At 66.2% G+C, this 25,916-nt stretch carries 20 protein-coding genes, 1 other RNA gene and 1 pseudogene; 9 read left to right on the forward strand and 13 right to left on the reverse strand.

Features of this window, described 5'->3' with window-relative positions; translation table 11 throughout:
* Positions 1 to 13: 13 nt before the first annotated feature.
* The 5 genes from NFX52_RS08920 (at position 14) to NFX52_RS08940 (ending at position 3,490) form a co-directional block, all read left to right on the forward strand.
* Positions 14 to 388 (forward strand): nucleotidyltransferase domain-containing protein, encoded by a 375-nt coding sequence (locus NFX52_RS08920; RefSeq protein ID WP_162239769.1) that lies wholly within the window; start codon positions 14 to 16, stop codon positions 386 to 388.
* 26 nt (positions 389 to 414) lie between these two features.
* Complete coding sequence (gene mobA, locus NFX52_RS08925; protein WP_055398188.1) at positions 415 to 1,053, forward strand: molybdenum cofactor guanylyltransferase MobA; 639 nt, start codon at positions 415 to 417, stop codon at positions 1,051 to 1,053.
* A 15-nt stretch (positions 1,054 to 1,068) separates the two neighbouring features.
* Positions 1,069 to 1,614, forward strand: coding sequence for a GNAT family N-acetyltransferase (locus NFX52_RS08930; RefSeq protein ID WP_055398189.1), 546 nt, complete (start codon positions 1,069 to 1,071; stop codon positions 1,612 to 1,614).
* Between the two features lie 19 nt (positions 1,615 to 1,633).
* Positions 1,634 to 2,992 (forward strand): molybdopterin molybdotransferase MoeA, encoded by a 1,359-nt coding sequence (gene moeA, locus NFX52_RS08935; protein WP_055398190.1) that lies wholly within the window; start codon positions 1,634 to 1,636, stop codon positions 2,990 to 2,992.
* Between the two features lie 165 nt (positions 2,993 to 3,157).
* The gene (locus tag NFX52_RS08940) at positions 3,158 to 3,490 is read left to right on the forward strand and encodes a thioredoxin family protein (protein WP_055398191.1); all 333 of its coding nucleotides are present in this window, start codon (positions 3,158 to 3,160) and stop codon (positions 3,488 to 3,490) included.
* Positions 3,491 to 3,575: 85 nt separating this feature from the next.
* Here NFX52_RS08940 and NFX52_RS08945 read toward each other — a convergent pair whose 3' ends face one another.
* The 4 genes and pseudogenes from NFX52_RS08945 to NFX52_RS08960 form a co-directional block, all read right to left on the reverse strand.
* A complete protein-coding gene (locus NFX52_RS08945) occupies positions 3,576 to 6,734 on the reverse strand; it encodes an efflux RND transporter permease subunit (protein ID WP_252635611.1) in 3,159 nt (1,052 codons plus the stop codon).
* Positions 6,735 to 6,756: 22 nt separating this feature from the next.
* On the reverse strand, positions 6,757 to 8,217 hold the full coding sequence (locus NFX52_RS08950; RefSeq protein ID WP_055398193.1) for an efflux RND transporter periplasmic adaptor subunit: 1,461 nt from the start codon (positions 8,215 to 8,217) through the stop codon (positions 6,757 to 6,759).
* Positions 8,218 to 8,420: 203 nt separating this feature from the next.
* Positions 8,421 to 8,870 carry a ribonuclease HI gene (gene rnhA, locus NFX52_RS08955; RefSeq protein WP_055398194.1) on the reverse strand — a complete coding sequence of 150 codons (450 nt, stop codon included), beginning with the start codon at positions 8,868 to 8,870 and terminating at the stop codon, positions 8,421 to 8,423.
* Positions 8,867 to 9,716, reverse strand: a pseudogene (locus tag NFX52_RS08960) (class I SAM-dependent methyltransferase). The gene rnhA and the pseudogene NFX52_RS08960 overlap by 4 nt, the downstream one beginning before the upstream one ends.
* A gap of 19 nt (positions 9,717 to 9,735) precedes the next feature.
* Between NFX52_RS08960 and gloB the strand changes: the two are divergent.
* Both gloB and NFX52_RS08970 read left to right on the forward strand, forming a co-directional pair.
* The gene (gene gloB, locus NFX52_RS08965; RefSeq protein ID WP_055398196.1) at positions 9,736 to 10,512 is read left to right on the forward strand and encodes a hydroxyacylglutathione hydrolase; all 777 of its coding nucleotides are present in this window, start codon (positions 9,736 to 9,738) and stop codon (positions 10,510 to 10,512) included.
* A complete protein-coding gene (locus NFX52_RS08970; RefSeq protein WP_055398197.1) occupies positions 10,509 to 12,029 on the forward strand; it encodes a transglycosylase SLT domain-containing protein in 1,521 nt (506 codons plus the stop codon). The genes gloB and NFX52_RS08970 overlap by 4 nt, the downstream gene beginning before the upstream one ends.
* Positions 12,030 to 12,080: 51 nt before the next feature.
* Here the strand turns inward: NFX52_RS08970 and NFX52_RS08975 are convergent, their stop codons facing one another.
* The 6 genes from NFX52_RS08975 to dnaX all read right to left on the reverse strand — a co-directional run bounded on the left by NFX52_RS08975 (position 12,081) and on the right by dnaX (position 17,618).
* Positions 12,081 to 12,233, reverse strand: a complete 153-nt coding sequence (locus NFX52_RS08975; protein ID WP_082437438.1) for a DUF3096 domain-containing protein — start codon at positions 12,231 to 12,233, stop codon at positions 12,081 to 12,083.
* A gap of 201 nt (positions 12,234 to 12,434) precedes the next feature.
* On the reverse strand, positions 12,435 to 13,490 hold the full coding sequence (locus NFX52_RS08980; RefSeq protein WP_055398198.1) for an ABC transporter substrate-binding protein: 1,056 nt from the start codon (positions 13,488 to 13,490) through the stop codon (positions 12,435 to 12,437).
* A 188-nt stretch (positions 13,491 to 13,678) separates the two neighbouring features.
* Entirely contained in the window at positions 13,679 to 14,104 is a 426-nt protein-coding gene (locus tag NFX52_RS08985; protein WP_055398199.1) for an MAPEG family protein, read from the reverse strand.
* Positions 14,105 to 14,203: 99 nt separating this feature from the next.
* Positions 14,204 to 14,794 (reverse strand): recombination mediator RecR, encoded by a 591-nt coding sequence (gene recR / locus NFX52_RS08990; protein WP_055398200.1) that lies wholly within the window; start codon positions 14,792 to 14,794, stop codon positions 14,204 to 14,206.
* A gap of 248 nt (positions 14,795 to 15,042) precedes the next feature.
* Positions 15,043 to 15,375 (reverse strand): YbaB/EbfC family nucleoid-associated protein, encoded by a 333-nt coding sequence (locus NFX52_RS08995; RefSeq protein WP_055398201.1) that lies wholly within the window; start codon positions 15,373 to 15,375, stop codon positions 15,043 to 15,045.
* 230 nt (positions 15,376 to 15,605) lie between these two features.
* The gene (gene dnaX, locus NFX52_RS09000) at positions 15,606 to 17,618 is read right to left on the reverse strand and encodes a DNA polymerase III subunit gamma/tau (protein ID WP_252635612.1); all 2,013 of its coding nucleotides are present in this window, start codon (positions 17,616 to 17,618) and stop codon (positions 15,606 to 15,608) included.
* 98 nt (positions 17,619 to 17,716) lie between these two features.
* Here dnaX and ffs point away from each other — a divergent pair.
* Positions 17,717 to 17,813: signal recognition particle sRNA small type (ffs, locus tag NFX52_RS09005), an RNA gene on the forward strand.
* A gap of 124 nt (positions 17,814 to 17,937) precedes the next feature.
* On the opposite strand, the gene NFX52_RS09010 is transcribed toward ffs, so the two are convergent.
* The 3 genes from NFX52_RS09010 to NFX52_RS09020 are packed head-to-tail and all read right to left on the reverse strand — an operon-like array spanning position 17,938 to position 25,448.
* Positions 17,938 to 19,308 (reverse strand): TIGR03862 family flavoprotein, encoded by a 1,371-nt coding sequence (locus NFX52_RS09010; RefSeq protein ID WP_369801347.1) that lies wholly within the window; start codon positions 19,306 to 19,308, stop codon positions 17,938 to 17,940.
* Positions 19,309 to 19,365: 57 nt separating this feature from the next.
* Positions 19,366 to 22,845, reverse strand: coding sequence for a UvrD-helicase domain-containing protein (locus tag NFX52_RS09015; RefSeq protein WP_055398203.1), 3,480 nt, complete (start codon positions 22,843 to 22,845; stop codon positions 19,366 to 19,368).
* Positions 22,842 to 25,448 carry a PD-(D/E)XK nuclease family protein gene (locus NFX52_RS09020; RefSeq protein ID WP_055398204.1) on the reverse strand — a complete coding sequence of 869 codons (2,607 nt, stop codon included), beginning with the start codon at positions 25,446 to 25,448 and terminating at the stop codon, positions 22,842 to 22,844. Before NFX52_RS09020 ends, NFX52_RS09015 begins: the two co-directional genes overlap by 4 nt.
* Before the next feature lie 109 nt (positions 25,449 to 25,557).
* Between NFX52_RS09020 and trxA the strand changes: the two genes are divergently transcribed.
* Positions 25,558 to 25,890, forward strand: coding sequence for a thioredoxin TrxA (gene trxA, locus NFX52_RS09025; RefSeq protein WP_008906761.1), 333 nt, complete (start codon positions 25,558 to 25,560; stop codon positions 25,888 to 25,890).
* Positions 25,891 to 25,916 lie beyond the last annotated feature (26 nt).

Below are 25,916 nucleotides of genomic sequence, written 5' to 3' on the forward strand. Positions count from 1 at the left end.
TACGGTATGCGGTTTGACGCATCGCCCGGCATCTGTTTGGCTCATCGGATCGCAAGCTAACGGACGAGCTACCGAGCAATCCGACTGGGATCTTTTGATCTTCGGTTCTTCATTTTTGATCGACGAACTCAAGCGAGACATCGCCGCCCCTCTCAAGATCGACGCCCTGGTCGTACACAACGGAAACGACTACTGCGATCCTTGGCAAAACAAGCGCGGGGCTCTTAAGAATCTCCAATGGCGCTTGGAATCAGCAACAGTAGCAAGCTACGAAGGCGTTCGCTGGATCGCTGATAGCGAGTCTGAGGAAGACTACTCGCCAAGCTCAGGCAACATGCTAGTTTTGAAAGAGAGAGCATTGTGCCTATGGGCAGCGCCGCCTCTCTAGCAATCTCATTCCCGACAGGACTTCAATTGATCAATCAGCAAGACATCACCGGCTTGGTCCTCGCCGGTGGCCGTGGCTCCCGCATGGGCGGCGTCGACAAAGGCCTGCAGAACTTTCGGGGCCTGCCCCTGGCCCTGCACACCCTGATGCGACTGCAGATGCAGACCGGCGCCACCATGGTCAACGCCAATCGCAATCTGGCCGCCTATGAGGCCTTCGGCGCACCGGTGTGGCCCGACGTGCTGAGCGACTATGCCGGGCCGCTAGCAGGTTTTTTGACAGGACTGGAGCGTTGCGAAACGCCCTGGCTGCTGACAGTGCCCTGCGACACCCCGCTGTTCCCCCTGGACCTGGCCCAGCGCCTGGCGGCGGCGGCTGACGCCCAGGACGCCGACATCGCCATGGCCGCAGCGCCCGAGGACGATGGCACGGGCCGCACCACCGTGCGCACCCAGCCGGTGTTCTGCCTGCTGCGCGTGGACCTGCTCGAAAGCCTGGTCGCTTTCACCCAGGCCGGTGGCCGCAAGATTGATGCATGGACGTCACAGCACCGCTGCGCCATCGTGCCGTTTGACCAGCCCGGCGACGACCCCAAGGCCTTTTTCAACGCCAACACGCTGGCTGAGCTGCACGCGCTGGAAAGCGCGAGCGCACCGCAGGCCTGATCACACACCGCTGCGATGAACGCGCACACGCCTGCGGTCGCCCGTGCAGTGTTGATCCGCCCGTTGGTCGCATCGGACGCTGTGGCCTACAAAGCCCTTCGCGACGAGGCTTTGCGCACCGCGCCGGATGCGTTCACGTCCGACTACGAATCCTCGGTGGGCCGCGATGCCAGCGAATACGTGGCGCGTTTTGGCGCGCCGGAGTCGGGTCAGTTCTTCCTCGGCGCCTTCGATGCCGCAGGCCAGCTGGTCGGCTGCCTGGGCTGTGAGCGCGAGCAGCGCACCAAGCAGCGGCACCTCGCCACGCTGGTAGGCATGATGGTTGCGCCACAAGCCCAGCGCCAGGGCATCGGCCAGCAGCTGGTAGCCGCCTGCGTAGAGGTCGCCAGCCGCGTGCCCGGGCTGACCCAGCTGGTGCTGACGGTCACGGCCTCCAACACGCATGTCGTGCGCCTGTACGAGCAGGCCGGGTTCCGCGCCTGGGGCCTGCTGCCCCACGCCATCGTGGTGGACGGCGTGGGCTTTGACAAGCTGCACATGGTGCGCGTGCTGCACGACTGATTGAAAGTTACTGAGACCCATGAAAACCATTGCCCAGATTGCCGCCAAACTGCAAGGCTACGACCCGCAGGCCCTGAGCGCCGCCGACGTGAACACGTTTCTGGAACGGCTGGTCGAGCCTGTGAGCGCCACCGAAGACTTGCCCCTCTTCAGCGCCCTGGGCCGTGTGCTGGCGCAGGACGTGGTCTCGCCCATCAGCGTGCCACCACACGACAACTCGGCCATGGACGGCTATGCGTTTGCGGGCGACCAACTGGTCGCAGGCCAGCCTCTCACGCTGCGCGTGGTGGGCACGGCGCTGGCGGGCAAGGCCTGGGTGGGCACCGTGGCGGCGGGCGAGTGCGTCAAGATCATGACCGGCGCGATCATGCCCACGGGCCTCGATACCGTGGTGCCGCAGGAGTTCACCACAGCCGCCGCAGCTGACGGCCACATCACCATCGCGGCCGATGTGCTCAAGACCGGCGACAACCGCCGCTTCAAGGGCGAAGACCTGATGGAGGGTAGCGTGGCGCTGGCCAAGGGCAGGCTGCTTGCGCCTGCTGCGCTGGGCCTGGTCGCCAGCCTGGGCCTGTCCACCGTCACGGTGTACCGCCGCCTGCGCGTAGCGTATTTCTCCACCGGCGACGAGATCCTGAGCCTCGGCGAGCCACCCCGCGAAGGCGCCGTGTACGACAGCAACCGCTACACCGTGTTCGGCCTGCTCACGCGGCTGGGTGTAGAGGTGATCGACCTGGGCGTGGTCCGCGACGAGCCGGAATTGTTGGAAGCCGCATTTCGCAACGCAGCGCAGCGCGCGGACGCCATCATCACCAGCGGCGGCGTGAGCGTGGGCGAGGCCGACCACACGCGCACCATGATGAAAAAGCTGGGCGACGTGGCCTTCTGGCGCATTGCCATGCGGCCGGGCCGCCCTATGGCGGCGGGGCGCATTGCCACCACAGAAAATCAAGCAAAATTGGCCTCCATCGCTTACCCATCAAGCGCTAGCAGCTATCAAAATGATACCAACCAACCCCACAGCGGTGCGGTGTTGTTCGGCTTGCCGGGCAACCCCGTGGCGGTGATGGTGACCTTCCTGGCCTTTGTGCGCCCCGCCCTGCTGCGCATGATGGGCAGCACCCACAGCGCCCCACCGCTGCTGCGCGCCACCAGCACCGAAGCCATGCGCAAGAAGCCTGGCCGCACGGAGTACCAGCGCGGACTGGTGACCACGGCCGCCGACGGCACGCTGCAGGTGCGCACCACGGGCAACCAGGGCTCGGGTGTGCTCAGCTCGATGGTGCAGGCCAACGGACTCATCGTGCTGCACCACAGCCAGGGCAACGTGGCCGCGGGCGACACGGTGGATGTGATGGTGTTTGACGGCGTTATTTGACCCCCTGAGTCGCTTCGCGCCTTCCCCCCAGGGGGACCGACGCCTTCACTGCGGGGCGGCCCTTGCTACGCATCCCCCACAGGCGCCGCGCCCGTGGCACCCCGCGCGGGCGAAGCGCAGCACAATGGCTCTTTTCATTTGCACCCGTTTGGAAATCTTGCGCCTATGCCCTACACCGCCCAGCACCTTGCGCAACCCCCATCCCGTGACGAGGTGGACCGCCTGACAGGCGCCGCCGTTGTGGAATTTGGCACCCCCTGGTGCGGCCACTGCCAGCGCGCGCAGCCACTGATCGAACAAGCGCTGAAGGACCGCGCAGACGTAGCGCACATCAAGGTGGAAGATGGCCCCGGCCAGCGCCTGGGTCGCACGTTCGGCGTCAAGCTGTGGCCCACGCTGGTGTTCTTGAAGGACGGCAAGGAGGTCGCTCGCCTGGTGCGGCCGCAGGGGCAGCAAGACGTTCTGGACGCCGTAAACACCGTCTCGGCACCTGAATGAGGCACGCGTCCGACTCCGAATAGTAAGAAGCCCCATCGGGGCTTCTTATTGGGTCGCAACGCTCCGCCGTTGGGGCTCCGCATGGCTACTTGGCCACGTAATCGTGCGGCGGGTGCAGCGGATGCTCAGGCTCCTCGGCAGCCACGGCCGTGTTCGCCCCCGGCACTGCCTTGCGTGCAAACAGGGTGTACATGGTGGGCACCACAAAGATCGTGAGCAGCGTGCCCAGCGACATGCCCCCCACAATCACCCAGCCGATCTGCGTGCGCGTCTCGGCGCCCGCGCCTGAAGCCAGCGCGAGCGGGATGGCTCCCAGCACCATGGCGCCGGTGGTCATCAGGATGGGGCGCAGGCGCTGGGCCGAGGCCTTGACGAGCACATCCACCATCTCCATGCCTTGCTCGCGCAGCTGGTTGGTGAACTCCACGATCAAGATGCCGTGTTTGGTGATGAGCCCCACCAGCGTGATCAGCCCGATCTGCGAATACACGTTGAGCGAGCCGCCACTCCACTTGAGGGCCAGCAGCGCACCAATCATCGACAGCGGCACCGAGACCATGATGACCAGCGGGTCGATGAAACTCTCGAACTGCGCGGCCAGCACCAGGAAGATAAAGACCAAAGCCAGTACGAAGACGATGCCCAGCGCCCCCTGCGAGCTCTTGAACTCGCGCGAGGTGCCGTTGAGTTCGGTGGTGTAGCCGGGCTTGAGCACTTTCGCCGCCGTGGCATCCATGAAGCTCAGCGCCTCGCCCAGCGAGTAGTCAGGCGACAGGTTAGCTGTGATGGTGGCTGAGCGGCGTTGACCAAAGTGGTTCAGCTCGCGCGGGCTCACGCTTTCGCGCACGTTGACCAGGCTGGACAGCGGGATCATGGCTTCGTTGCGGCCGCGCACGTAGATGGTGTCGATGTTCTCGGGCGTGGTGCGGCCCCTGGCCTCGGTCTGCACGATCACGTCGTACTGCTCGGCATCGCGCTTGTAGCGCGTCACTGTGCGCCCTCCCAGCATGGTCTCGATGGCCTTGGCCACCACGTCCACGCTCACGCCCAGGTCGGCGGCGCGTTCGCGGTTGACTTCGATGCGCAGCTCGGGCTTGTTCAGCCGCAGGTCCACGTCGGGGCCGACGATGCCGGGGTTCTGCGCGATCTCGGCCATGAAGGCGTTGGTGACGGCGTTGAGGTTTTCGTAGCTGTCCGAGGTCTGGATCACGTAGGTGAGCGGACGCGAGCGAAAGCCCTGACCCAGTGACGGCGGCGTGATGAGAAAGGCGTTGACGCCGGGCAAGCCCGACACCTTGGGCTGCAGTTCGCGCGCCAGCTCCAGCGTGGTGCGGTCACGCTTCTCCCAATCCACAGTGCGGTAGATCACGCTGCCCTGGGCCACAGTGGGGTTGCCGATGTTGGCGAAGATGCGGTCGAACTCGGGGTAGTCCTGGCCGATCTTTTCCAGCTCCAGTGCGTAGCGGTTTGTGTAGTCCAGCGTGGCGCCGTCGGGGGCGGTGACGCTGGCCAGGATGGTGCCTCGGTCTTCCAGCGGCGAAAGCTCTTGCCGCATGCTGGGGTACACCACCACCAGCGCCGCACCACTCACCGCCATCACCGCCAGCACGATCCAGCGGGCCTGGAAGATGGCGCCGCGCACGCCCCCGCGCTCGCTGCCCTTGGCCGACCAGCGGGCCGTCACCAGCCACCGCAAAAGGCGGCCATAAGCGTCTGACAGCGCCGTGAGCCAGCGCTCCATCGAGCGGTCGAACCAGTTGGGCTTCGGGTTGTGCTTGAGCAGTAGCGAACACATCATGGGTGACAGCGTCAGCGCCACGAAGCCGGACACCACCACCGCGCCCGCCAAGGCCAATGCGAATTCCACAAACAACCGGCCCGTGCGGCCCGGGGTAAAGGCCAGCGGGGCATACACCGCCACCAGCGTGAGCGTCATGGCCACGATGGCAAAGCCGATTTCGCGCGCGCCCTTGATGGCGGCTGAGAACGGGTCCAGCCCTTCCTCGATGTGGCGGTAGATGTTCTCCAGCATCACGATGGCATCGTCCACCACCAGGCCGATGGCCAGCACCAGCGCCAGCAACGTGAGGGTGTTGATCGAAAAACCCGCCAGCGACATCAGCGCAAAACTGCCCACCAGGCTCACCGGGATGGTGATGATGGGAATGATGGACGCGCGGAAGGTACGCAAGAAGACAAAGATCACCAGGGCCACCAGCACCACGGCCTCGGCAATGGTGGTGTAGACGCTTTTGATGGACCGGTCGATGAACAGCGAGTTGTCGTTGGCAATGTCGATGCCGATGTCCGGTGGCAGGTCGGCCTTGAGCGTGGGCAGCATGGCGCGCACGCCCTGCGACAGCTCCAGCGGGTTCGCGGTGGCCTGGCGGATCACGCCCACGGAAATGGCTTCGCGCCCGTTCAGGCGCACGCGGCTGCGGTCGCTGGCGGCGCCCTCTTCCACCCGCGCGACGTCGCGGATACGGACCGGGAAGCCGTTCACGGTGCGGATCACCACCTCGGAAAACTGCGACGGCGTGGCCAGGTCGGTCTGCGAGGTGACGCTGAACTCGCGCTGCTGCGACTCGATGCGACCTGCGGGCAGCTCCAGGTTGTTGCGGCGGATGGCGTCTTCCACGTCCTGCGTGGTCAGGCGGTAGCCCGCCAAACGCTCGGGGTCCAGCCACACGCGCATGGCGTATTTCCGCTCGCCGTAGATGGGCACATCGGCCACACCGGTCACCGTCTGCAGCCGGGGCTTGACGATGCGGTTGATGAGGTCGTTGATCTCCAGCGGTGTGCGTGTCTCGCTGCTGAAAGCCAGCCACATCACGGGCGAGGCATCGGCCTCCACCTTGGCGATCACGGGCTCATCCACAGCATCGGGCAGGCGGTTGCGCACCCGCGCGGTGCGGTCGCGCACCTCGGCGGCGGCGTTGTCGGCGTCTTTTTCGAGGCGAAAGCGCACGCTGATCTGGCTTTGCTCGGCCCGGCTGATGGAGGTGATGACGTCCACCGCGTCAATGCCCGCAATGGAGTCTTCGAGCGGCTTGGTGACCTGGGATTCGATCACCTCGGCCGACGCGCCCGCATAACGCACGCTGACGGTGACCACGGGTTCGTCGATCTTGGGGTATTCGCGCACCGACAGGCGCGTGAAGCTCACGGCGCCGATCAGCAGCACCAGCAGCGAGAGCACGGTCGCAAAGACCGGTCGGCGTATCGATATTTCAGCGAGTTGCATGGCAGTCCTGGAACTTCATCGATCACGCAGGATGGCGTGGGCTGCCTTGTGGTGCGCGGCCGGGCCTGCCCGCAAGCTGGCAAGGATTAGGGCCGGGCAACGGCGCCACTACGGCATTGGCCGATGCTGCAGTGGCAGTGGCAGCGGCGGCGGTAGCAGCATTGGCAACGGGTGCGGTTGCCATCGGCTGCGCCGCTGCCCGGGGGCTGCTGGCGCTGCCAGCCCCGGTGGGCGCTGGTGCATCGGTTGGTGCCACGGCACCTGCAGCACGGTCTGCACCTGCCGCCCCGGCCGAGGCGGCTGCGCGCGCTGGTGATGGCGCACCGCCATTGCTCTGTTTGCCTGGCTTGCCCAGTTCCACCACACGCACTGGGGTGCCATCCTTTTGGATGCGCTGCTGGCCTGCAGTCACCACCACATCTCCCATGACCAGACCATCCACCACTTCCACAAACCCGGGGGTGCGCGCACCCAGCTTGACAGGTGTGCGCCGCGCCACGCGGCTGCCAGGCTCCTTGCCATCCACAATCTTGAACACATACGGGCTGCTGCCGTCGGGCACGATGGCTTCCTCGGGGATCACCCGGGCATCGCTGCGCTCTGAAAACACGGCCGTCACGCGCGCAAACATGCCGGGGCGCAGTTGCAGGCGCCGGTTGTCAATGCAGCCGCGCACCACCACCGAGCGGCCATCGGCGTCAATCTGGGGGTTGATGGCCTGCACCACGGCGCTGTAGCGCACGCCGGGCAAGGCGTCGAACGCCACCTGGGCGGTCTGGCCCGTGCGGACCTTGCTCTGCAAACGCTCGGGCAAGCGGAAGTCCACATACACCACATCCAGGTCTTCGACATTGACGATGTCGGCACCGTCCTTGAGGTAGTCGCCCACGTTCACCCCGCGAATACCGGCGATGCCGTCAAACGGCGCCACGATCTTCAGGCGCGAGGCCGTGGCCTGCGCCAAGGACAATTTGGCCCGCGCCACTTCGAGGTTGGCGGCACTTTCATCGACCGAACGCTGGCTAATGAAGCCCTGGGCCACCAGTTCCTGATTGCGTTTGTGGTTGGCCTGGGCGATGGAGAGCTCGGCTTGGCTCTGCTGCACCTGGGCGCGGGGCAACTGGTCGTCAAACTGCACCAGCACCTGCCCGCGCCGCACGCGCTCGCCGTCGCGAAAGTTGAGCGCCGTGATGCGACCGCTCACCTCGGGGCGCAGCACCACGCTCTGGCGCGACCGCAGACTGCCCACGGCCTCGGCATCGTCGCGCAAGGCCATCTGCCGCACGGCCACGGCCTCTACCGCCACGGGGCGGCCTGCGCCCCCACCCTTGGCCGCCGCACCAGCCGGCGCGGCGCTACCCCTGCCGTCGGCAGGCGCCTCGCTGCGCACGGACTGGGCCGGCTTCTGAAGCCACCAGGCTGCGCCCGACGCGGCAGCGATGCCGATGACAGCGAAAACGATGTATTTGTTCTTGGACGCCATGGATCAATGAAGCGGGTGATGTGGGGAAGGCAGCCAAACAATGTATCAGTGCGTGTCTTGCGCTGCAGCAAACCTTGGCATACCCACAAGGGCAATTGCGGCAGATTTACGCAGGCTTTACATGCTGCAGAGACAAAAAAAGCCCCGGAGGGGGCTTCTGATGCCGTGGTGCACAGACGCTGCGCACCGATAGATGCCCACCGTCACCCACGCCCCAGGGCTTTTTCGACACCCCGGTTGGCCAGTGCATCGGCCCGCTCGTTGCCTGGATCGCCCGAATGCCCCTTTACCCAGCGCCATTCGATGCGGTGGCCAGCCGTGCTCACCAGCGCGTCCAGCCGCTGCCACAGCTCCACGTTCTTGACCGGCTGCTTGGAGGCCGTGCGCCATCCCTTCGCCTTCCAGCCGTGAATCCACTCGGTGATGCCCTTGCGTACATATTCGCTGTCGAGGTACAGCGTCACGGCGCAGGGGCGCTTCAAGGCCGACAGCGCCTCGATCACGGCCATCAGCTCCATGCGGTTGTTGGTGGTGCCCAGCTCACCCCCAAAAAGCTCTTTTTCTGTCGATCCCGAACGCAACCATGCACCCCATCCCCCAGGGCCGGGGTTGCCCTTGCAGGCGCCATCTGTGTATATCTCTACCTGGTTCAAACTGTGTTCCTGTCTCTGTCGTCGCTGTCTGTGAATATGCGCGAGGTGCTGCCCGTTGCACCCGCCGGGCCTGCCCGGTTGGCAATGGGCACTGTGGAGGCGGCACGCTGTCGGCTGGACCGCCAGGCGGGCTCCAGCAACCGCATGCCGTGAACCCGCTTGACCGCCACCAGAAAATAGGCCGCGCCAAAAATAGGCCACCACCGCTCGCCCAACGGGTCCATGAAGCCAAAACGCTCCAGCCACTGGGTGCTGCGCACCGCCGGACGATAACAGCCAAACCGGGCCGACTCGACCTCAAAACTCAAAAGCCTGAGCCAGTCGCGCAAGCGCCGGTAGCCAATGAACTCGCCCACATCCGGCAGGTACAAAGTGCCCCCCGCCCAGACGCTGGATCATGCGGGCACGCCACTGGCGCAGCCCCCACAGGCTGGTCGGGTTCAGCCCGCTGATGACCACCCGGCCCTCGGGCACGAGCACGCGCTCCACTTCACGCAGGGCGGCGTGGGGGTCAATGCTCAACTCAAGGGTATGGGGCAGCACCAGCAGATCCAGGCTCGCTGCCGCAAACGGCAAGGCCACGGGCTCTGTCAGCAGATCCACCGCGCGGCGCTGCAGGGGGGCATCGCCATTACCGGTCTCCAGAAAGGCGATGGAACCCCGCACCGCCTCCTGCCCCAGCGCCAGCCATTGGTGCGGCATGCGGTTGGTGCGAAGGCCATCCAGCAAGGGCATTCCAAGCTGCAGGCTGTGGTAGCCAAAGATATCGGCCACCGCCTCATCGAAGCGCGCCTGCTCCCACGCCAGCAGGTACCGGCCCGGCGGGGAATCGAACCAGTGGTGCAAACCTATAATTTGATCGCTCATGAACTTGCTGCCGCTGCCCGCCTTTACCGACAACTACATCTGGATGCTGCACGACGGCCGCCAGGCGATCGTTGTGGACCCGGGAGATTCCGCGCCTGTGCTGCAGGCCCTGCAGCACCTTGGCGTGCAGTTGAAGGCCATTCTAGTCACGCACCACCATGCCGATCATGTCGGCGGTGTGGATGCCGTGCGCAGCGCCACCGGCGCCGTGGTCTACGGCCCCGCACGCGAGAAAATCCCCGAGCCGCTGCACCGCCTAGCGCACGGTGATGCCGTGGAAACCATGGGGCTTCGGTTCGAAGTCATTGATGTGCCCGGCCATACCGCTGGCCACATTGCCTACTACTGCCCCGACATCGACGGGGAGCCCCTGCTGTTCTGCGGCGACACGCTTTTTTCGGGCGGCTGTGGCCGGCTGTTTGAAGGCACGCCTGCCCAAATGCTGAACTCCCTGGACCAGCTGGCGGTGTTGCCCGGCAACACCCGCGTATGCTGCACCCACGAGTACACCCTCTCCAACCTGAAATTTGCGCGGGCCGTGGAACCCGGCAATGCGGCATTGCTCCACTACAGCAGCCAATGTGAAGCACTGCGGGCCCGCCACCAGCCCACACTGCCGTCGCGCATGGCCCTAGAGCAAGACGTCAACCCCTTCCTGCGCGTGCGACAGCCTGCAGTGGCCCAGGCGGCCCATGGCTACGACGCAAAGGTGAATCAAGACGATGCCGTGGCGGTACTGGCCGCACTGCGTCAATGGAAAAACGAGTTTCGATGAAAATTTTGCACATCGCCTGCCTGGCGTGCGCGCTCTGGCTCACGGGCTGCGCCACCACCGGGCCTTCGCAGAACAGCGCGGCCGACAGCGCACCCTCCACGTCCACCGGTGCACCACCCCGGACCGCCCACACCCCCGTCATTCCCAACGGCCCGCTCCGGCCCATCACCGCCGCGCAGGCCTCCAGCGGCGAGGTCGCCTCGCTCTCGGCCCCCGCCGACCTGTGGGACCGCATCCGCCGGGGCTTTGCCATGCCCGACCTGCAGCACGAACTGGTGCAGGACCGCGAGCAGTGGTACGCCACGCGACCCGACTACATGCAGCGCATGACCGAGCGCTCCAGCAAGTACCTTTTCCATATCGTTGAAGAGTTGGAGCGACGCGGCATGCCCACCGAGCTGGCGCTGCTGCCCTACATCGAAAGCGCGTTCAACCCGCAGGCTGTGTCCAGCGCCAAGGCGGCCGGCATGTGGCAGTTCATGCCCGCCACGGGCAACTATTTCGACCTCAAGCAGAACGCCTTCCGCGACGACCGCCGCGATGTGCTCGCATCCACGCGCGCTGCACTCGACTACCTGCAAAAGCTCTACGGCATGTTTGGCGACTGGCACCTGGCCCTGGCCGCCTACAACTGGGGCGAAGGCAGCGTAGGCCGGGCCATTGCCCGCAACCAGAAGCAGGGGCTGGGCACCAGCTACACCGACCTGAACATGCCGGCCGAAACCCGCATGTATGTGCCCAAGCTGCAGGCCGTGAAGAACATCGTAGCCAACCCCGAGGCCTTCCGCACCGAGCTGCCCCTCATCGAAAACCACCCCTATTTCCAGACGGTGGACATCACCCATGACATCGACGTTGCGCTGGTGGCCACGCTGGCAGGCATTCGCGAGGAAGATTTTCGCGCGCTGAACCCGTCGTTCAACAAGCCTGTCATTCTGGCTGCCGGTACGCCACAAATCCTGCTGCCCTGGGACAACGCCAAGGTGTTCCAGCGCAACCTTGAAGCGCGCCGCGAGGGCCAGTATGCAAGCTGGACCGTGTGGTCCGTGCCCTCCACCATGACGGTCTCCGAAGCCGCACAGCGGGCAGGCATGAGCGAGAACGACCTGCGCAGCATCAACAACATTCCTCCCCGCATGCTGATCAAGGCAGGCTCGGCGTTGATGGTCCCGCGTTCATCCGCCATCCGGCAGGACGTCTCTTCGCACCTGGCAGACAACGGCCAGGTCGCTTTCTCGCCAGAGATCGTGACCCGCCGCACCACGGTGCGGGCCCGCAAGGGTGAAACCGTGGCCAGCATTGCCCGGCGCTACAAGCTCAGCGCTGCCAGCGTGGCCGACTGGAACGACGTGCGCGCCAGTGCGGCCTTCAAGCTGGGCGAGCAGGTGGTCGTGTACCTGCCCGTGCGACAAGCCACGCAGGCGCGTGGCACGGTGGCCCGCTCCGGTTCTGGCAAGCGCTCCGCTGCTGCGCCTGTACGCCGAGGGGGAACCCCCTCCAAGGTCAAGCGCCGCTAAAACGCCATTGAAACGCCGCGAGCAACGCGCAAGAAGGCGTCACCAGGCGCCTCAGAACTTCAGCGAGTGCATGCCCAGCAGCCCGAGAATGCCCATGATGATGAGGTACAGCGCCACGATGGTGCTGAGCAGGCGGGGCATGACGAGGATGAGAATGCCCGCGATCAAAGAGACAAGCGGGCCGATGCTGAGGGTAAAAGACATGGAGCAATCCTGGTGAGGTAGATGACGGGTAGGCCGAGGCTACGGCAAACCGAACGCCGACGAATGTAAGCCATCTTCCCGACCCGGATGCCGAGGCATTGCGACAGTGCGCGGCATCCACTGATCAATCTGGGTCGTGCACTGCCACCGCTCCCCTGCGGTTACCCCAAAAGTGGCCCAGCGGGTATCCGGCGCGCAAGCTCAGACGTTGAATTTCTGCCGCGCCTTGCGCACGAAATCGTTGGTGTAGGTGCGTGCCAACTCCACCTTGAAATCCGCCAACTCGGGGTGCACGCGCGAGAGCACGCGCAAGGACGTGGCTGCGCCATCTTCGGGCATCATCCCGTGGGTCGAATAGGTCTCGCGCACCCGGCTGAAGGCCGCCAGGTACAGCCCCCGGTCTCCCATCAGGTAGCCCGGAGGCACCGCCTTGACGAGGTCTGCCGGGGCAGCGGTCTGCAGCCATTTGAGGGCATGCACGATGCCGTTGGCCAGTGCCTGGGCCTGGGCGGCATGTTTTTGCAGGAAGGGCTGCGGCGCATAAAGACAGCTGGCTGGCAGGGCGCCGCCAAACATCTCCTGCGCGGCCTTGAGTGAGCGCATGTCGCCCGCAATGCGTGTGTCTGCCTTTTGCTCCAGCAGCGTCATGATCGGGTCGGCATGGCACAGCGCATGCACCTGTCCGGAACGCAGCGCATTCATCGCGGCCATGCCAGAGCCCACGCCCACAAACGCCACGTCGCGCGGCCCCATGCCCGCTCGGGCCAGCACCACGCTGGCCGCCAGTTGCGTAGACGACCCCACCGATGACACGCCAATGCGCCGTCCCTGCAGATCCGCCAGATCCTTGTACGCAGGCAGCGAGCGTTGCGAAACCCCCAGCGCCAGTTGAGGCGCACGCCCCATCACCACCAGCGAGCGGTAGGACTGGCCACGCACCTGCTGCCGGATGGTGTGCTCGAAGGCTCCGGCACAGACATCGGCCCCACCCTCCTGCACCGCCTGCAGGGCCAGGGCGCCGGCCGAAAAATCGCGCACCGTCACGTCCAGACCTTCCGCCTTGAAGTAGCCCAGTTGGTCGGCCAGCGCCAGCGGCAGGTGGTAGAGCACGCCCTGTCCGCCCACGGCAATGGTGACGTTGCCCAACGCTGCTGCACCCTCTGCTTGCGCCCGCACAATGGCAGGCGCAAACACCCCGGCCGCCGACAGGGCGGAGACGGCGCCAAAGGCGCGGCGGGTGAGCAATGGGCGGGTCATGAAAATCCGTGAGAATCAGTGGAAGCAGCAATGCTGCATTGCAACAATCGTGCCCCAGAGCCCACAAACCCGCATCAGGGGGAATCCCTGCGGGTTTCTACGTACCAGGGTTAAAAGAAACTGGAGCCCGACCGGCAGCCCCCGAAAGAGTGGCGCCAGCCCTTCTTCAAAGGCCGGGCTGGCAAAGATCAGCGGTAGCCGACGAACAGGATGCCGATATTGACCAAAAACGCTGCGGCCCAGACCACACTGCGCACGGTGGGCATGTCGGACACGTACATCATGATGTAGAAGATGCGCAGCATGACGTACAGCAGCGCCAGCATGTCCAGCAACGTCTGCCCCGCCCCAAGCAGGTGCGCAATGATCACGGCACCGATGAAGAACGGCAAGGCCTCGAAACTGTTGGCCTGCGCCGCATTGGCGCGGGCCCGCCAGTCGGTCTGCCGAGCCATCCAGGCGCGGGGGTCGCGGTTGTCAAAGCCACCGTCCTTGCGCGACTTGCCGAAGCTGCCGCTCTTGGCCAGCCAGGCGCAGCCCATGGGAAGCAGCGCTGCGATCAGCACGCACCAGTAGGCCACTGTGAACCGTGCGACATGCATGGTGGTATTCATTTTTAAGCCTTTTTTGGCTCCAGCGCTTGATACACAAGCGCTAGCAGCTATTAAATTGTGAGTATTCTAGCCGCCGCAGGCACAAGTTTCGCGAACAACCTAGCGTCGATCCACCAGCGCATGCGCAATCGTGCCCAGGTCCACGTACTCCAGCTCGCTGCCCACGGGCACGCCACGCGCGAGCCGTGTCACGTGCAGCCCCCGGCTCTTGAGCGCCTCGCTGATCACATGGGCCGTGGCCTCGCCTTCGGCATTGAAGTTGGTCGCCAAAATGACCTCCTGCACGGTGCCATCGGTGGCCCGGTCCATGAGCTTTTGCAGGCCAATTTCCTTGGGGCCAATGCCATCGAGGGGGCTCAGCCGCCCCATCAGCACAAAGTAAAGCCCCTTGAACGCCCCCGTGCGCTCCAGCGCCGACTGATCGGCCGGTGTCTCGACCACGCACAGCCGCGTCGCATCGCGCTCAGGGTCCAGGCAGGTGCTGCACACCTCGGCCTCGGTGAACGTGTGACAGCGCGCGCAATGGTGCACGGTGCCCACCGCATCGCCGAGCGCCCGCGACAAGGCCAGCGCCCCCTCCCGGTCATGCTGCAGCAAATGAAACGCCATGCGCTGCGCGGACTTCACCCCCACCCCCGGCAAGCGGCGCAGCGCCTGGATCAGAACGTCGAGGGAGTTGGTGGTGGACATGGACAGACTAGAGGCGATGCGCGTGACGTTGTAGGGAGCGGCGGAGCCAGGCTTCGACAAGCTCAGCCCAAACGGATGTAGGGAAGAACAACAGGTGCTCGCCCTCTGCCTTCACACCCCACCCTCAAGGGCGTAGCGAGCGGGATGAGCTGCTAGGCGGACGGAGCACAGGAACCGGAACGTACTTCCTGTACGTGAGGATTCCGAGCACCGCCCAACGACGCAGATCGCCCGCTCGGTAGCCACCCTCAGAAAGGGAATTTCATGCCGCCGGGGAGGCCTGGCATGCCTTGGGTGAGCTTGCCCATCTTCTCCGAAGAAGTCTCTTCCGCCTTGCGCACCGCAGCATTGAACGCCGCCGCAACGAGGTCTTCCAGCATGTCCTTGTCTTCGGCCAGCAGGCTCGGGTCGATGGTGATGCGCTTGACGTCGTGCTTGCACGTCATCACCACTTTCACCAGGCCCGCGCCCGATTCACCCTCCACCTCGATGAAGGCCAGCTCGTCCTGCGCCTTCTTGAGGTTGTCCTGCATCGCCTGGGCTTGCTTCATGAGGCCTGCAAGTTGTCCTTTGTTGAACATGGTGTGATTTCCTTTGCTTTCTTTCTGGTTGATCGATTCCCACGAAGGGACAGAGATTCGGTATCCGAGATGCACGGTATTGTGCTGTGCAATGTCAGCGGCCGTCGAAACTGGCACACGCCAATCCCGTGCACTCGTGGAGCTGGCTTTGCCAGGCCACCGAGTGCGTCCCCCTACCGCAAAGCGAGAGAGGTGGAAGGCGCCGCAGGCGACTCAGGGGGCGCTTCATCTCACGCAGGCTTGATGCTGCCCGGCACGATTCTCGCGCCATAGTCGCGCACCAGCGACTGCACATAGGGGTCGTTGTTCACAATCTCCTCAGCACGGCGCTGCCGCTCTGCAGCGGCAGCGGCATTGCGGCGGGCGGGGCTGTCGATGACGTGGCCCACCTCCACACTGATCTGGGTGGCGTGGCCAGCAGCCTCCAGCGCGGCGCGCAGGCGCTCGCGTGCAGTAGGCTGGTTCAGCGACTCACGCTCCACACGCAGCAACCAGTGCCCCCCATCGCGCGCCACCAGTTGCGACTGCAGGGCCAGTTCGCGCACCAGGGCGGTAATCGATTCTGCCGCCACCATCTGCTGCACGGTGGCATGCCAGACATCGCCCTCCTCGGTGGGCGTGTAGCGCGCAGAGACGGGCGTGGGCGCAGAAAGCGGCAACGGTTGCAAACGCTCCCCTGGTTCGGGCGATTCACGCACCGGGATTGCTACATATTCAGGAGCACCTTGCGCTTTCTGGAATTGCGCTGGGTGCTGATTTTGTCCAAATCTCTCGGGCGTACGCACCGGCAGTGCCGTGGCGGCGGAGTTTGCAGGTGACCCAGCACCCGGCGCTTCCGAGCCAGGCCAGGGCGGCGGTTCCGATGAGTCCACGGGTTCGGCGGCTTCTGCAGAAACCTCCGGCGCCAACACTGGCGACACACCTGCTGCAATCGCTGCGGCAGGCACAGCCGGTGGCACGCTGAGAACAGGCGCAGGAGCCACCGCCGTTCGAGCCACGGGCGCTGGCACGGCCGGAACAGCCACCGCAGCGGCTGCGGGAGCCGCAGAAACCGCAGCTGGCGGGCCTAAAAGCGCCGCTTCAGCCCGCGTCAGAGTTTTTTTTTCAGCCGATTCGCCAACGCCGCCAACACCGCTTACAGGCTTGAACGCCAGCAAGCGCAGCAGCACCATGGTCAGTGCCGCGTACTCATCGGGCGCCAGACCCAGTTCACCGCGCCCGTGCAGGCACAAACTGTAGAGCAGCTGGGTTTCGTCAGCAGGCATCAGCGCGGCCAGGCGGGCCGTTTCTGCGGCCTCGGGGTCGTCGGTATCCACGGCGCCTGCCATCTGGGGCACGGCCTGGAACACCGCCATACGCTGCAGCACGGCGCTCATTTCTTCGAGCGTGGAGGCGGCAGACAGGCCATTGAGGCGCAGCGTGTCCGAGGTTTCCACAACGGTCTTGCCATCGCCCTCGGCCAACGCTCCGATGAGGCGAAACACGTAGGAGCGGTCCACCGCGCCCAGCATCTGGCGCACGGCGGCTTCCTGCAACTGGCCGCTGCCAAAAGCGATGGCCTGGTCGGTGAGCGACAGTGCATCGCGCATGGAGCCCCGCGCGGCGCGCGAGAGCAGGCGCAGTGCCTGGGGCTCGGACGATACGTTTTCCGATGCCAGCACCCGCGTGAGATGGCTCAGGACCGTCTCGGGCGCCATGGGCCGCAGGTTGAACTGCAGACAGCGGCTCAGCACCGTGACAGGCACCTTCTGCGGGTCGGTCGTGGCCAGCACGAATTTGAGGTATTCAGGAGGCTCTTCCAGCGTCTTGAGCATGGCATTGAACGCCGTGTTCGTGAGCATGTGCACTTCGTCGATCATGAAGACCTTGAAGCGGCCCTGCACTGGCTTGTAGACCGCCTGCTCCAGCAGGCTCTGCACCTCGTCCACACCCCGGTTCGATGCAGCATCCAGCTCGGTGTAATCCGGGAAGCGACCACTGTCGATATCCGTACAGGCCGAGCACACGCCACAGGGTGTGGCGGTGATGCCGCCCTGACCGTCGGGCCCCTGGCAATTGAGCGATTTGGCCAGAATGCGCGACACCGTCGTCTTGCCCACACCCCGCGTTCCTGTGAACAGGTAGGCATGGTGCAGGCGCTGTGTGTTGAGCGCATTGGTGAGGGCCTGCACCACATGCTCCTGCCCCACCATTTCGGTGAAATTGCGGGGGCGGTACTTGCGGGCGAGCACGAGGTAGGACATCCGGCAGATTCTACGGGCTGTGCCGAGTGTCCTTCCAGCGTCCACGGCAACGGGGCTGTTCAGAAAAGTGCGCCCGCATCCGTCGTACAATCGCCGGTGACGGGCCTCCTCGCATGGTGAAGCGGCCAACCGGGTCAGGTGGGGAACCAAGCAGCCCTAACTGTGGAGTCAGTGCCGGGGGTAAGGCTCGTCAACTTCTTTTTTTGCGCTGTCGCGCAGCCCCGCTCCCAGCGGCGACATCCTTCGCGATGTCCTCATGCCTGGCAAGGCCAGGCCCTTCGCCTCAGGCGCAAGCCCCTTTCGTTCAGCATGTTCAAGTTCAGGCAGCTTGGCGCAGCCAGTGCAGCGCGCCCAACCCCGCCACGCGGCCACTGGCCAAGCTGGCCGTGAGCAGATAGCCCCCGGTGGGCGCCTCCCAATCGAGCATTTCGCCCGCGCAGAACACGCCCGGTAAGGCACGGGCCATGAGGTGCGTGTCCAGCGCCTCAAAAGCCACACCACCGGCGGTGCTGATGGCTTCGTCGATGGGCCGTGTGGCCACGACCGTGATGGGCAGTGCCTTGATGGCGTGTGCCAGAGCCCCCGGGTCGTTCATGCCGTCCTTACCCAGGTGTTCATACAGGATGCCCGCCTTGATGCCATCGAGCCCCAGACGGCTCTTGAGGTGGCTGGACAATGAACGTGATCCGCGTGGATGGCGCACTTCCACCAGCACGCGTTCCGGCGTGTGGTCGGGCAGCAAATCCAGATGAAAAGTGGCATGGCCGTGGGCCTCGATCTCGTCGCGCAGCAGGTGCGACGCGGCGTAGACCAGGCTGCCCTCGACGCCTGTCACTGTGGCCACGAATTCACCCCTGCGGCTGAACGTGCGGCCCTGGCTGTCGGTAAAAGCCAGCGCCACCGTCTTGAAGGGCTGGCCTGCAAAACGCTCGACAAAATGGGGCGTCCAGCCCACAGCGGGAACGGGGGTCCGGCCGATCAGCTCCTGCAAGAACGCGCGGCGCGTCTCACCCGCCGGCGCATCGGCGCGCAGCACGTCAAAACCACAGTTGGAGGGCCGCAGCGGCGCCACGGCCACACCGCGCTGCGCCAGCAGCGGCACCCAGGCACCATCCGACCCAAGGCGTGCCCAGCTACCGCCGCCCAGCGCCAACACCACCGACTTGGCGGCCACTGGCACCTCGCCTGCAGGGGCTGCAAAACGCAGGGCACCGTCGTCCGACCAGCCCAGCCAGCGGTGTCGCATGTGGAACACCACGCCCTGCCCGCGCAGGCGCTGTAACCAGGCGCGCAGCAAGGGCGCGGCCTTCATGTCGGCGGGGAACACGCGGCCGGAGGTGCCCACGAAGGTCTCTACACCCAGGCCTTGCGCCCAGGCACGGACCTCGGGCCCGCCAAATTCCTGCAGCAAAGGTTCGAGCTGAGGCTGGCGCTCTGCATAGCGGCTGACAAACGGAGCATGGGGCTCGGAATGTGTGAGGTTGAGCCCGCCCTTGCCCGCCAGCAGAAATTTGCGCCCCACCGAAGGCATGGCGTCGAACAGATGAACGGCCACCCCCGCCTGGGCCAGCACCTCGGCCGCCATCAGGCCCGCCGGGCCACCGCCGACGATGGCCACATCGCACCGCAAAGTCCCCGCAGACAGGGCTGGTGCGACGGGTGAATCGGAAGGAGAAAGGGTGTGAGACACGGGAGAACCTTGCTAAAAAATGGGGGCGTTGCGCGGATTGGAAGCCCTGGGTGCGGGTCAAAACAAAGAGCCTTGCGCAGAATCTGCAGGCCCCGGCGCGGGGCGCGGACGCTCGGGCTTTGCCGGGGCATCCGGCGCAGCGGGGGCGAGAGTATGCCCGACGGCGGCAGGGGTGGGCCCGCCCCCTGCCCGCACCAAACGCCCATCGCCTGTGAGGAAGGCCGCGTGCACGGCCTCGCCCGGCATCAGGGCCCGTACGGCTTCTTGGTAGCGCTGCAGTTGCGTCACCAGCGCTTGCTGGCGCTGAGGCTGGGCGGCGCTTTTGTAGTCGAGCACCCACCAGCCTGCCACGGCATCATCTGCAGACAGGGCACGGCGCAGCACCAGCCGATCGATGCGCAGGCTTTGGCCCTGGTAATGGAGCGGGGCTTCGTTGATGGCGGTCTGCACCTGCTCCGGGTCCCACGCCCAGGCGCCCTCGCCCGCCAGGATGCCCTGTGCCATGCGGGCTGCCAACTCGGCCGCTGCAGGGGCAATGTCGTGGTCGCTGGCCAGCCTTGCAATGCGCGCAGCAGGCCAGCCGTGGGTGCGCAGGTCGGCCAGCGGGGCACCGGCCACACCGGCCTGCTCCAGCAGCTGGTGCATGGCATCGCCCTGGCGTGACAGGGGCGTGGAGTCGCCATCGCCTGGCATGCCCACGGGCGTGGCGCCACTGGGATCGGCGGCTGCAGCACCCGGTTTGGTGCGGGCGCTTTGCAGGGCCTCGGGCAAGGGTTGCAGCGCGGCGATGGTGAAGGTATCGGGGGCCGCCCCGGCCCCGGCGGCAGGTGCCGGGGCCGTGCCCGCGTCTACCTCGGTGACCAGTGGTGCCAGCCGGTTCCACCAACTGCCCGGCGCCGAATTGCTGGGCAACACGGATGACAGCGCCAGGCAGTGTTTGGCGCGCGTCATCGCCACGTAAAGCATGTTCAATTCCTCGCGGCTGCGGGCCTGCTGCTCGGCGGCCAGCGCGGCTTCGGCACTGGGCGGGGGGGTCGATTCGCTGGCCAGAAAGACGAAGGCTGCGGGCACGGTCTGCTCGCCGGGCCAGTCCACCAGCACGCCCATGGTCTCGGCTTTTTGCGGGCGGGTGTCGGTGTCCAGCAGCAGCACGCAGTCGGCTTCCAGCCCCTTGGCACCGTGCACCGTCAGCAGGCGGATGGCTTGCGCATCGGCCCGGCCGGGCGCGCGCACGCCCCCCTTCTTCATGGCCCGCACAAAGGCATAGGGCGTGAGGTAGCGGCCGCCGTCGTGCTGCAGCGACGCGGCCAGCAGCGCGCGCAAGTTGGCCTGCACCGCCTGGCGCTGGGTGACCAGGGCGGCGGCGGCAAAGCGGGCCAGCACATCGCCATGTTCGTAGATGGCATGCAGCGCATCATGCGGCGGCAGGCTGCCCACCCAGGCCTGGTATTGGGTCAAAACAGCCCCCACCGCCTGATGATCACGCCCTGATAGCTCACTTTTTGATAGCAAATCAAACCAGCTGCTGCCCGCATGCTCGCTCTGGCGGCGCAGCGTGGCCAGGGCCACCAGGGCCTCGTCGCCCAGGCCGAACAGGGGCGACTTGAGCGCGCGGGCCAAAGACAAGTCATGTGTGGGCGAAACCAGCACGTCAAGCAGCGCCACCATGTCCTGCACCTCGGGCGCGTCGAACAGGTCGGCTTTTTCGGGCTGCACACAGGGCAGGTGCAGGGAGCGCAGGGCGTCTTGCATGCTGGCCAGGCGGTCGCGCTTGCGGGCCAGCACCAGCACCTCTTTGGGCGGCGTGCCGCTGGCAATCTGCGCGGCCACCCAGGCGGCGGCCTGGGTGCATTCGCGCATGCGCTGGGTTTCCTCGGCCTCGTGGCGCGGTTCGGTCAGGCTGTCGCGCCAGGCCAGGGGGTCGCGGCCTGCACCCAGGGTGTCGTCGTCCGCATCGGTGATGGCGGGCAGGCGCAGCAACTGGCCTGGGTGTTTGGATTCGGTGGTGTGGTCGCGGAATCCGCTGGTCTCTTGCTGCGCCTGGGCCTGGCCCATGACGGCGTTGACGGCGCCGATCACACCCTGCGCATTGCGGCGTGTGTGGTCGCAGCTCAAAAGGTCACCGCCCAGCCCATCGCGCACAAAAGCCTGCGCGGCGATGAACACCTGCGGCTCGGCGCGGCGAAAGCGGTAGATGCTCTGCTTGGGGTCGCCCACGATGAACACACTGGGCGCGGCCGCCCCACCGCCCGAGCCCGCGTAGCCCGACAGCCACGCATGCAGCGCCTGCCACTGCAGCGGGTTGGTGTCCTGGAACTCATCGACCAGCAGGTGGCGGATGCGGGCATCGAGCCGCTCCTGCACCCAGCCACTGAGCACCGGGTCGGCCAGCATGACCAGGGCCGTGCGCTCCACATCGTTCATGTCCACCCAGCCGTGCTGCTGCTTGACGGCCACAAACTGCGCAATCAGGCAGCGCGCCAGCCGGGCCATGCGCTGCTGGTGCTGCCAGGCCTCGTGCTGGCGGCGAGCGGTGAGCAGGCGCTGCAACTCGGGCTCGGCCTCCTGCGCGGCGGGGAACTTCTCCAGGTTCTTGGAGAGGCGGTCTTCCTTGGCCACAAACATCGCTTTGCGCAGCATGTCCAGGCGCTGGTTCAGGTCGGTGCAGGCCAGCGCCTCGATGATGGCGTCCGCCGCCTTCTGCGGGGTCTTGTTGGCCTCTGCGCCCAAGGCGCCGGCGCGGCTGCGCCAGCGTTGCAGGGCGGCGTCGGTCTGCAGGGCCTCGGCGGGCTCGGCCAACGCGGCCAGATCGGGGTACGCGAGCTGGAAGGATGGCACCGACGCATCCACCACGCCTGCCTCGTCGGCCAGATCAAACTCCACCCGTTTGGCCAGCGCGGCCGCTAGGGCCTTGTGGGTTTGCGAGCGGCCGTGGCGAGCCACCACGGCTTCGTAGTCAGCGCGCAGGCTGGCGCTTTCGGCCACGGTCTGCAAGAACGGGGGCCAGACCTCGCGCACGGCCTCGGCATCGTCTTCGAGCAGCTCAAAGTGCGCGGGCAGGCCCTGTTGCTGCAGCAGCGCCAGCGGGGCTGTGCCCAGCAGCGCGGCAAACCAGCTGTGGAAAGTGCGGATTTGCACCGGGCGGCCCGCTTCGAGCAGCTGGCGGTATAGATTTTGTAGCGCCTCGCGCTTTTCCAGCGCGCCTTGGGGGCTGATTCCACGTGCAATCAGCTCGGCCGTAAGCTCTTCCAGCGGCTTGTGGCTGAACTGCTCCAACCATTCTTGCAGGCGCTGGCGCATCTCGCCCGCGGCCTTTTTGGTGAAGGTGATGGCCAGGATCTCGTGCGGCGCGCAGCCGTCGAGCAGCGCTCGCAACATGCGCGAGACCAGCATCCAGGTCTTGCCCGCACCCGCGCAGGCCTCCACCGCCACGCTGCGTGCGGGGTCGCAGGCAATGGCATAGAAGGCCTCGCGCGAGACGGGGCGGCCGTTGTGTTCGTAGGCGGCCTGGGTGGGTTGTGGAATGCTGACGGTCATGGCGTCTCTTGCGCGGGCAACGCCTGTTCAGCGTCCGCCCAGTAGTCTTTGCGGCACAGTCCGCGCACGGCGCAGAACTCGCACACCGAGCCCTCGCCCAGCGCGGGCAGCGGCGCACCGGCGGCGATGCGGGCCATGTCGTGTTGGATGCCTTCAACCAGCACATCGCGCAGGTGCACCACCTCGTCCTGTTCGTGCATTTGCGTCTCGCCGCGCTCGCCCACGTTGACGTAGGCAGCGCGCAGGGTATCGTGGCTCAGCAGGGCGGCGTAGAAGGCCAGTTGCGTGTCCTCCGCTCCGCTCTTGATGCGCTGGCGGGTCACGCTGTCGCTTTCGGTTTTGTAGTCAATGACCAGCACCGTGGGCTCGCCAGTGGACGAGACACCATCGATGCGGTCGAGGGTGCCAACCAGCTCCAGGTCGCCCAGCGGCTGGCGGGCCTTGACCTCGGCCTGGCGGAAGGTGGCGCCCTGCTGCTCGTGCCCTGCCAGCCATTGCAGGTAGCCGTCGCGCAGTTGCGCCCAGCCTGCGGCAAAGGGCAGAAAGTCTCCGTCTCGCAGCCGTTGCTCGCGGGTGACAGCCTCGGCGGCGGCGTCCATGCGGGTGCGGCGCTCGTCCGGGTGGTCGGTGGGCTCAGCCTGCAACGCCTCGTGAAAGTGCTGCAGCACGGCGTGCAGCCAGTTACCAAAGTCGCGCTTGTCCACTTCGGCATCCAGTTCGTCGGCCTCGCGCAGACCCAGTTGGCGCTGTGCAAAGAAGCGGTACGGACAATGGCGCAGGTCGGAATACGCGGTGGACGACAGGTGCGCCACCGGCAACGCCTGGCCCACGGGCTGGGGACGCAGTGTGGGGGTGGCGGCCACTGCACGGGCCGCACGGTCGTCCGTGCCGGGTGTAGCGGCGCCATCCAGTTGCAGGGCCAGCACCAGGGCGCTGGCCAACAGGGGCTCGCCGCCCTCGTCGCCGGTGCGCCACAGCACGTCCACCACGGGCGTGCGCAGGGCGTGGGCCCAGGCGGCCCGCTGGGCGGCCTCCAGCGACTGGCGTGTGGGCAGGCGCCAGGCCTCGCGCTGAGCCTGCGACCAGTCGCCTGATGGCTCAGGTGCGGCTTGCAAACGCTTTTCATCGCAGCCCGGCAGCACGGCGGCGGCAAAGGGACGGGCCAGCAGTTGCTGTAGGGGCACCACCACCACGGGCGCATCGGCGGCCTGTGCGGCCACGTAGCGCCCGGCTTCGAGCACGTCCTTGGCCCATCGGGTGAATTCGGCCAGCGTCATGCGCCGGCCCGCGCTGTCACCCCAGGCGTCCAGCTCGGCCTGCTGGCCGTCTTGCAGGCGCAGGGCAGCCAGCACACGCATGCCGGCCGGGTCGGCCGAGAGTCCTTGCCACTGGCCCGCCTGCTCCAGCACGGCGCGCAGGGCGGGCAGCCACTGCGCCAGCGGGCGAGCGGTGCGCAGGGTGTCGCGCCAGACCTCCACGGTGGCCACGGTGCGGGCCAGGTGGGGCTGCGCACTCAGATCCCGCGCGGTGGCGGCGCTCCAGTGCTGCACCACGCCCTTGCGCAGCCATTGCTCCAGGCGGTTGACCTCGCCCGGCATCAGCGCGGGGGTGTGTTTGACCCAGTCCAGCACCTCGTTGGACGAGGCATTCCACGCAGCGGCCTGCAGCGCGGCCATGACCCGCGAAGCAGCGCGTGTGGTCGAGAGAATCCAGCCACTTTCATCGCGCACCAGCACGCCGCTGCTGTCCAGGTGAGCGAGCACGCGGCGGATCAGTGCGCGGTCGGTGGCGGCCAGCGCGACGGGCACCCGGCCATCTCGCACATGGGCCAGCACGCAGGCAGCGGCGCGGTGGGCTTCGTCTTCGGCATCGGTGGCGGCATGCAGAGAGCGTTTTGGCGGCGCGGGAGCTTCATCGACCAATGCTGGCAGCGCAACACAAGCCCCCTGCTCGCCCCAATGGGCCAGCAGGGCCTGGGGCAGCGCGTCGGATTGAAAGCCTTCGAGCACCACCAGCGCATCCACCGCCGCGCGCACACCGGGCTCGAACAGCACATCGGTGGCGTGGCGTGAGGCCAGCACCCATTCCAGCGCCAGGCGCGTCACCAGGGCCTCGTAATGCAGGCTGCTGCCCTCGTCGGCGGTGGCCAGCAGTTTGCGGGCCTCGTCGCCCCAGGCCGCGCGCTGCGCGGGGGGCACAGCGGCCACGGCGGTGGCCAGTTGGGCGGCGGCTTCTTGCAGGGGCGTGGCCAGCATCTCGCGCTGGGCGCCCTGCCCCACACGATCGAGCAAGGCGCGGGCCGTGAGGGTGTCGCGCGCCACGTCGCCCGCAAAGTCGTCGGCCGAAGGCTCAAACACCTGCAACTGGCGAGCCCAGTTGCGGGTGGTTTCAAAGCGCGGCGCAAAGCCTTGCGGAAACTGCAGCGCCCAGTGGCGCTGGGCCCAGGGCATGAGCTGGGCGTAGGGCACCAACACCACTGTGCGCGCCAAATGGGCGCCATGGGCCTGGGCATGTGCGGCAACCTGGGCCAGAGCACGTTGCCACAAGGCGGTGCTGGCGACAGCAAACCCACTGGTTTGATCGCTTTTCGCTATGACTGTCATAGCGTCGCAAGGCCCGGCCACACCGGTGAACGTGGGATTGGTTTCTGTCACAATGCCCAGACTTTAAACGTACACCGGTCACAACCCGCTCAAAATCAAGGAATCCGCCATGGCCAGCGAACTCATCAAACATGTCTCTGACGCCAGCTTTGAAGCCGACGTGCTGCAACCCGGCTCCGCCGTGCTGGTGGACTACTGGGCCGAATGGTGCGGCCCCTGCAAAATGATTGCCCCCATCCTGGACGAAGTGGCAGGCACCTACCAGGGCAAGCTGCAGATCGCCAAGATGAATGTGGACGAAAACCGCGAGATCCCCGCCAAGTTCGGCATTCGCGGCATTCCCACACTGATGCTGTTCAAGGACGGCCAGCTGGCCGCCACCAAGGTCGGCGCCATGAGCAAGGCACAACTGACCGCCTTCATCGATCAGCAACTGGCCTGATCCGCACCCACAACCCCGCGCCTGCC

Source organism: Acidovorax facilis, from assembly GCF_023913775.1.
GTDB classification, from domain to species: Bacteria; Pseudomonadota; Gammaproteobacteria; order Burkholderiales; family Burkholderiaceae_C; genus Acidovorax; species Acidovorax facilis.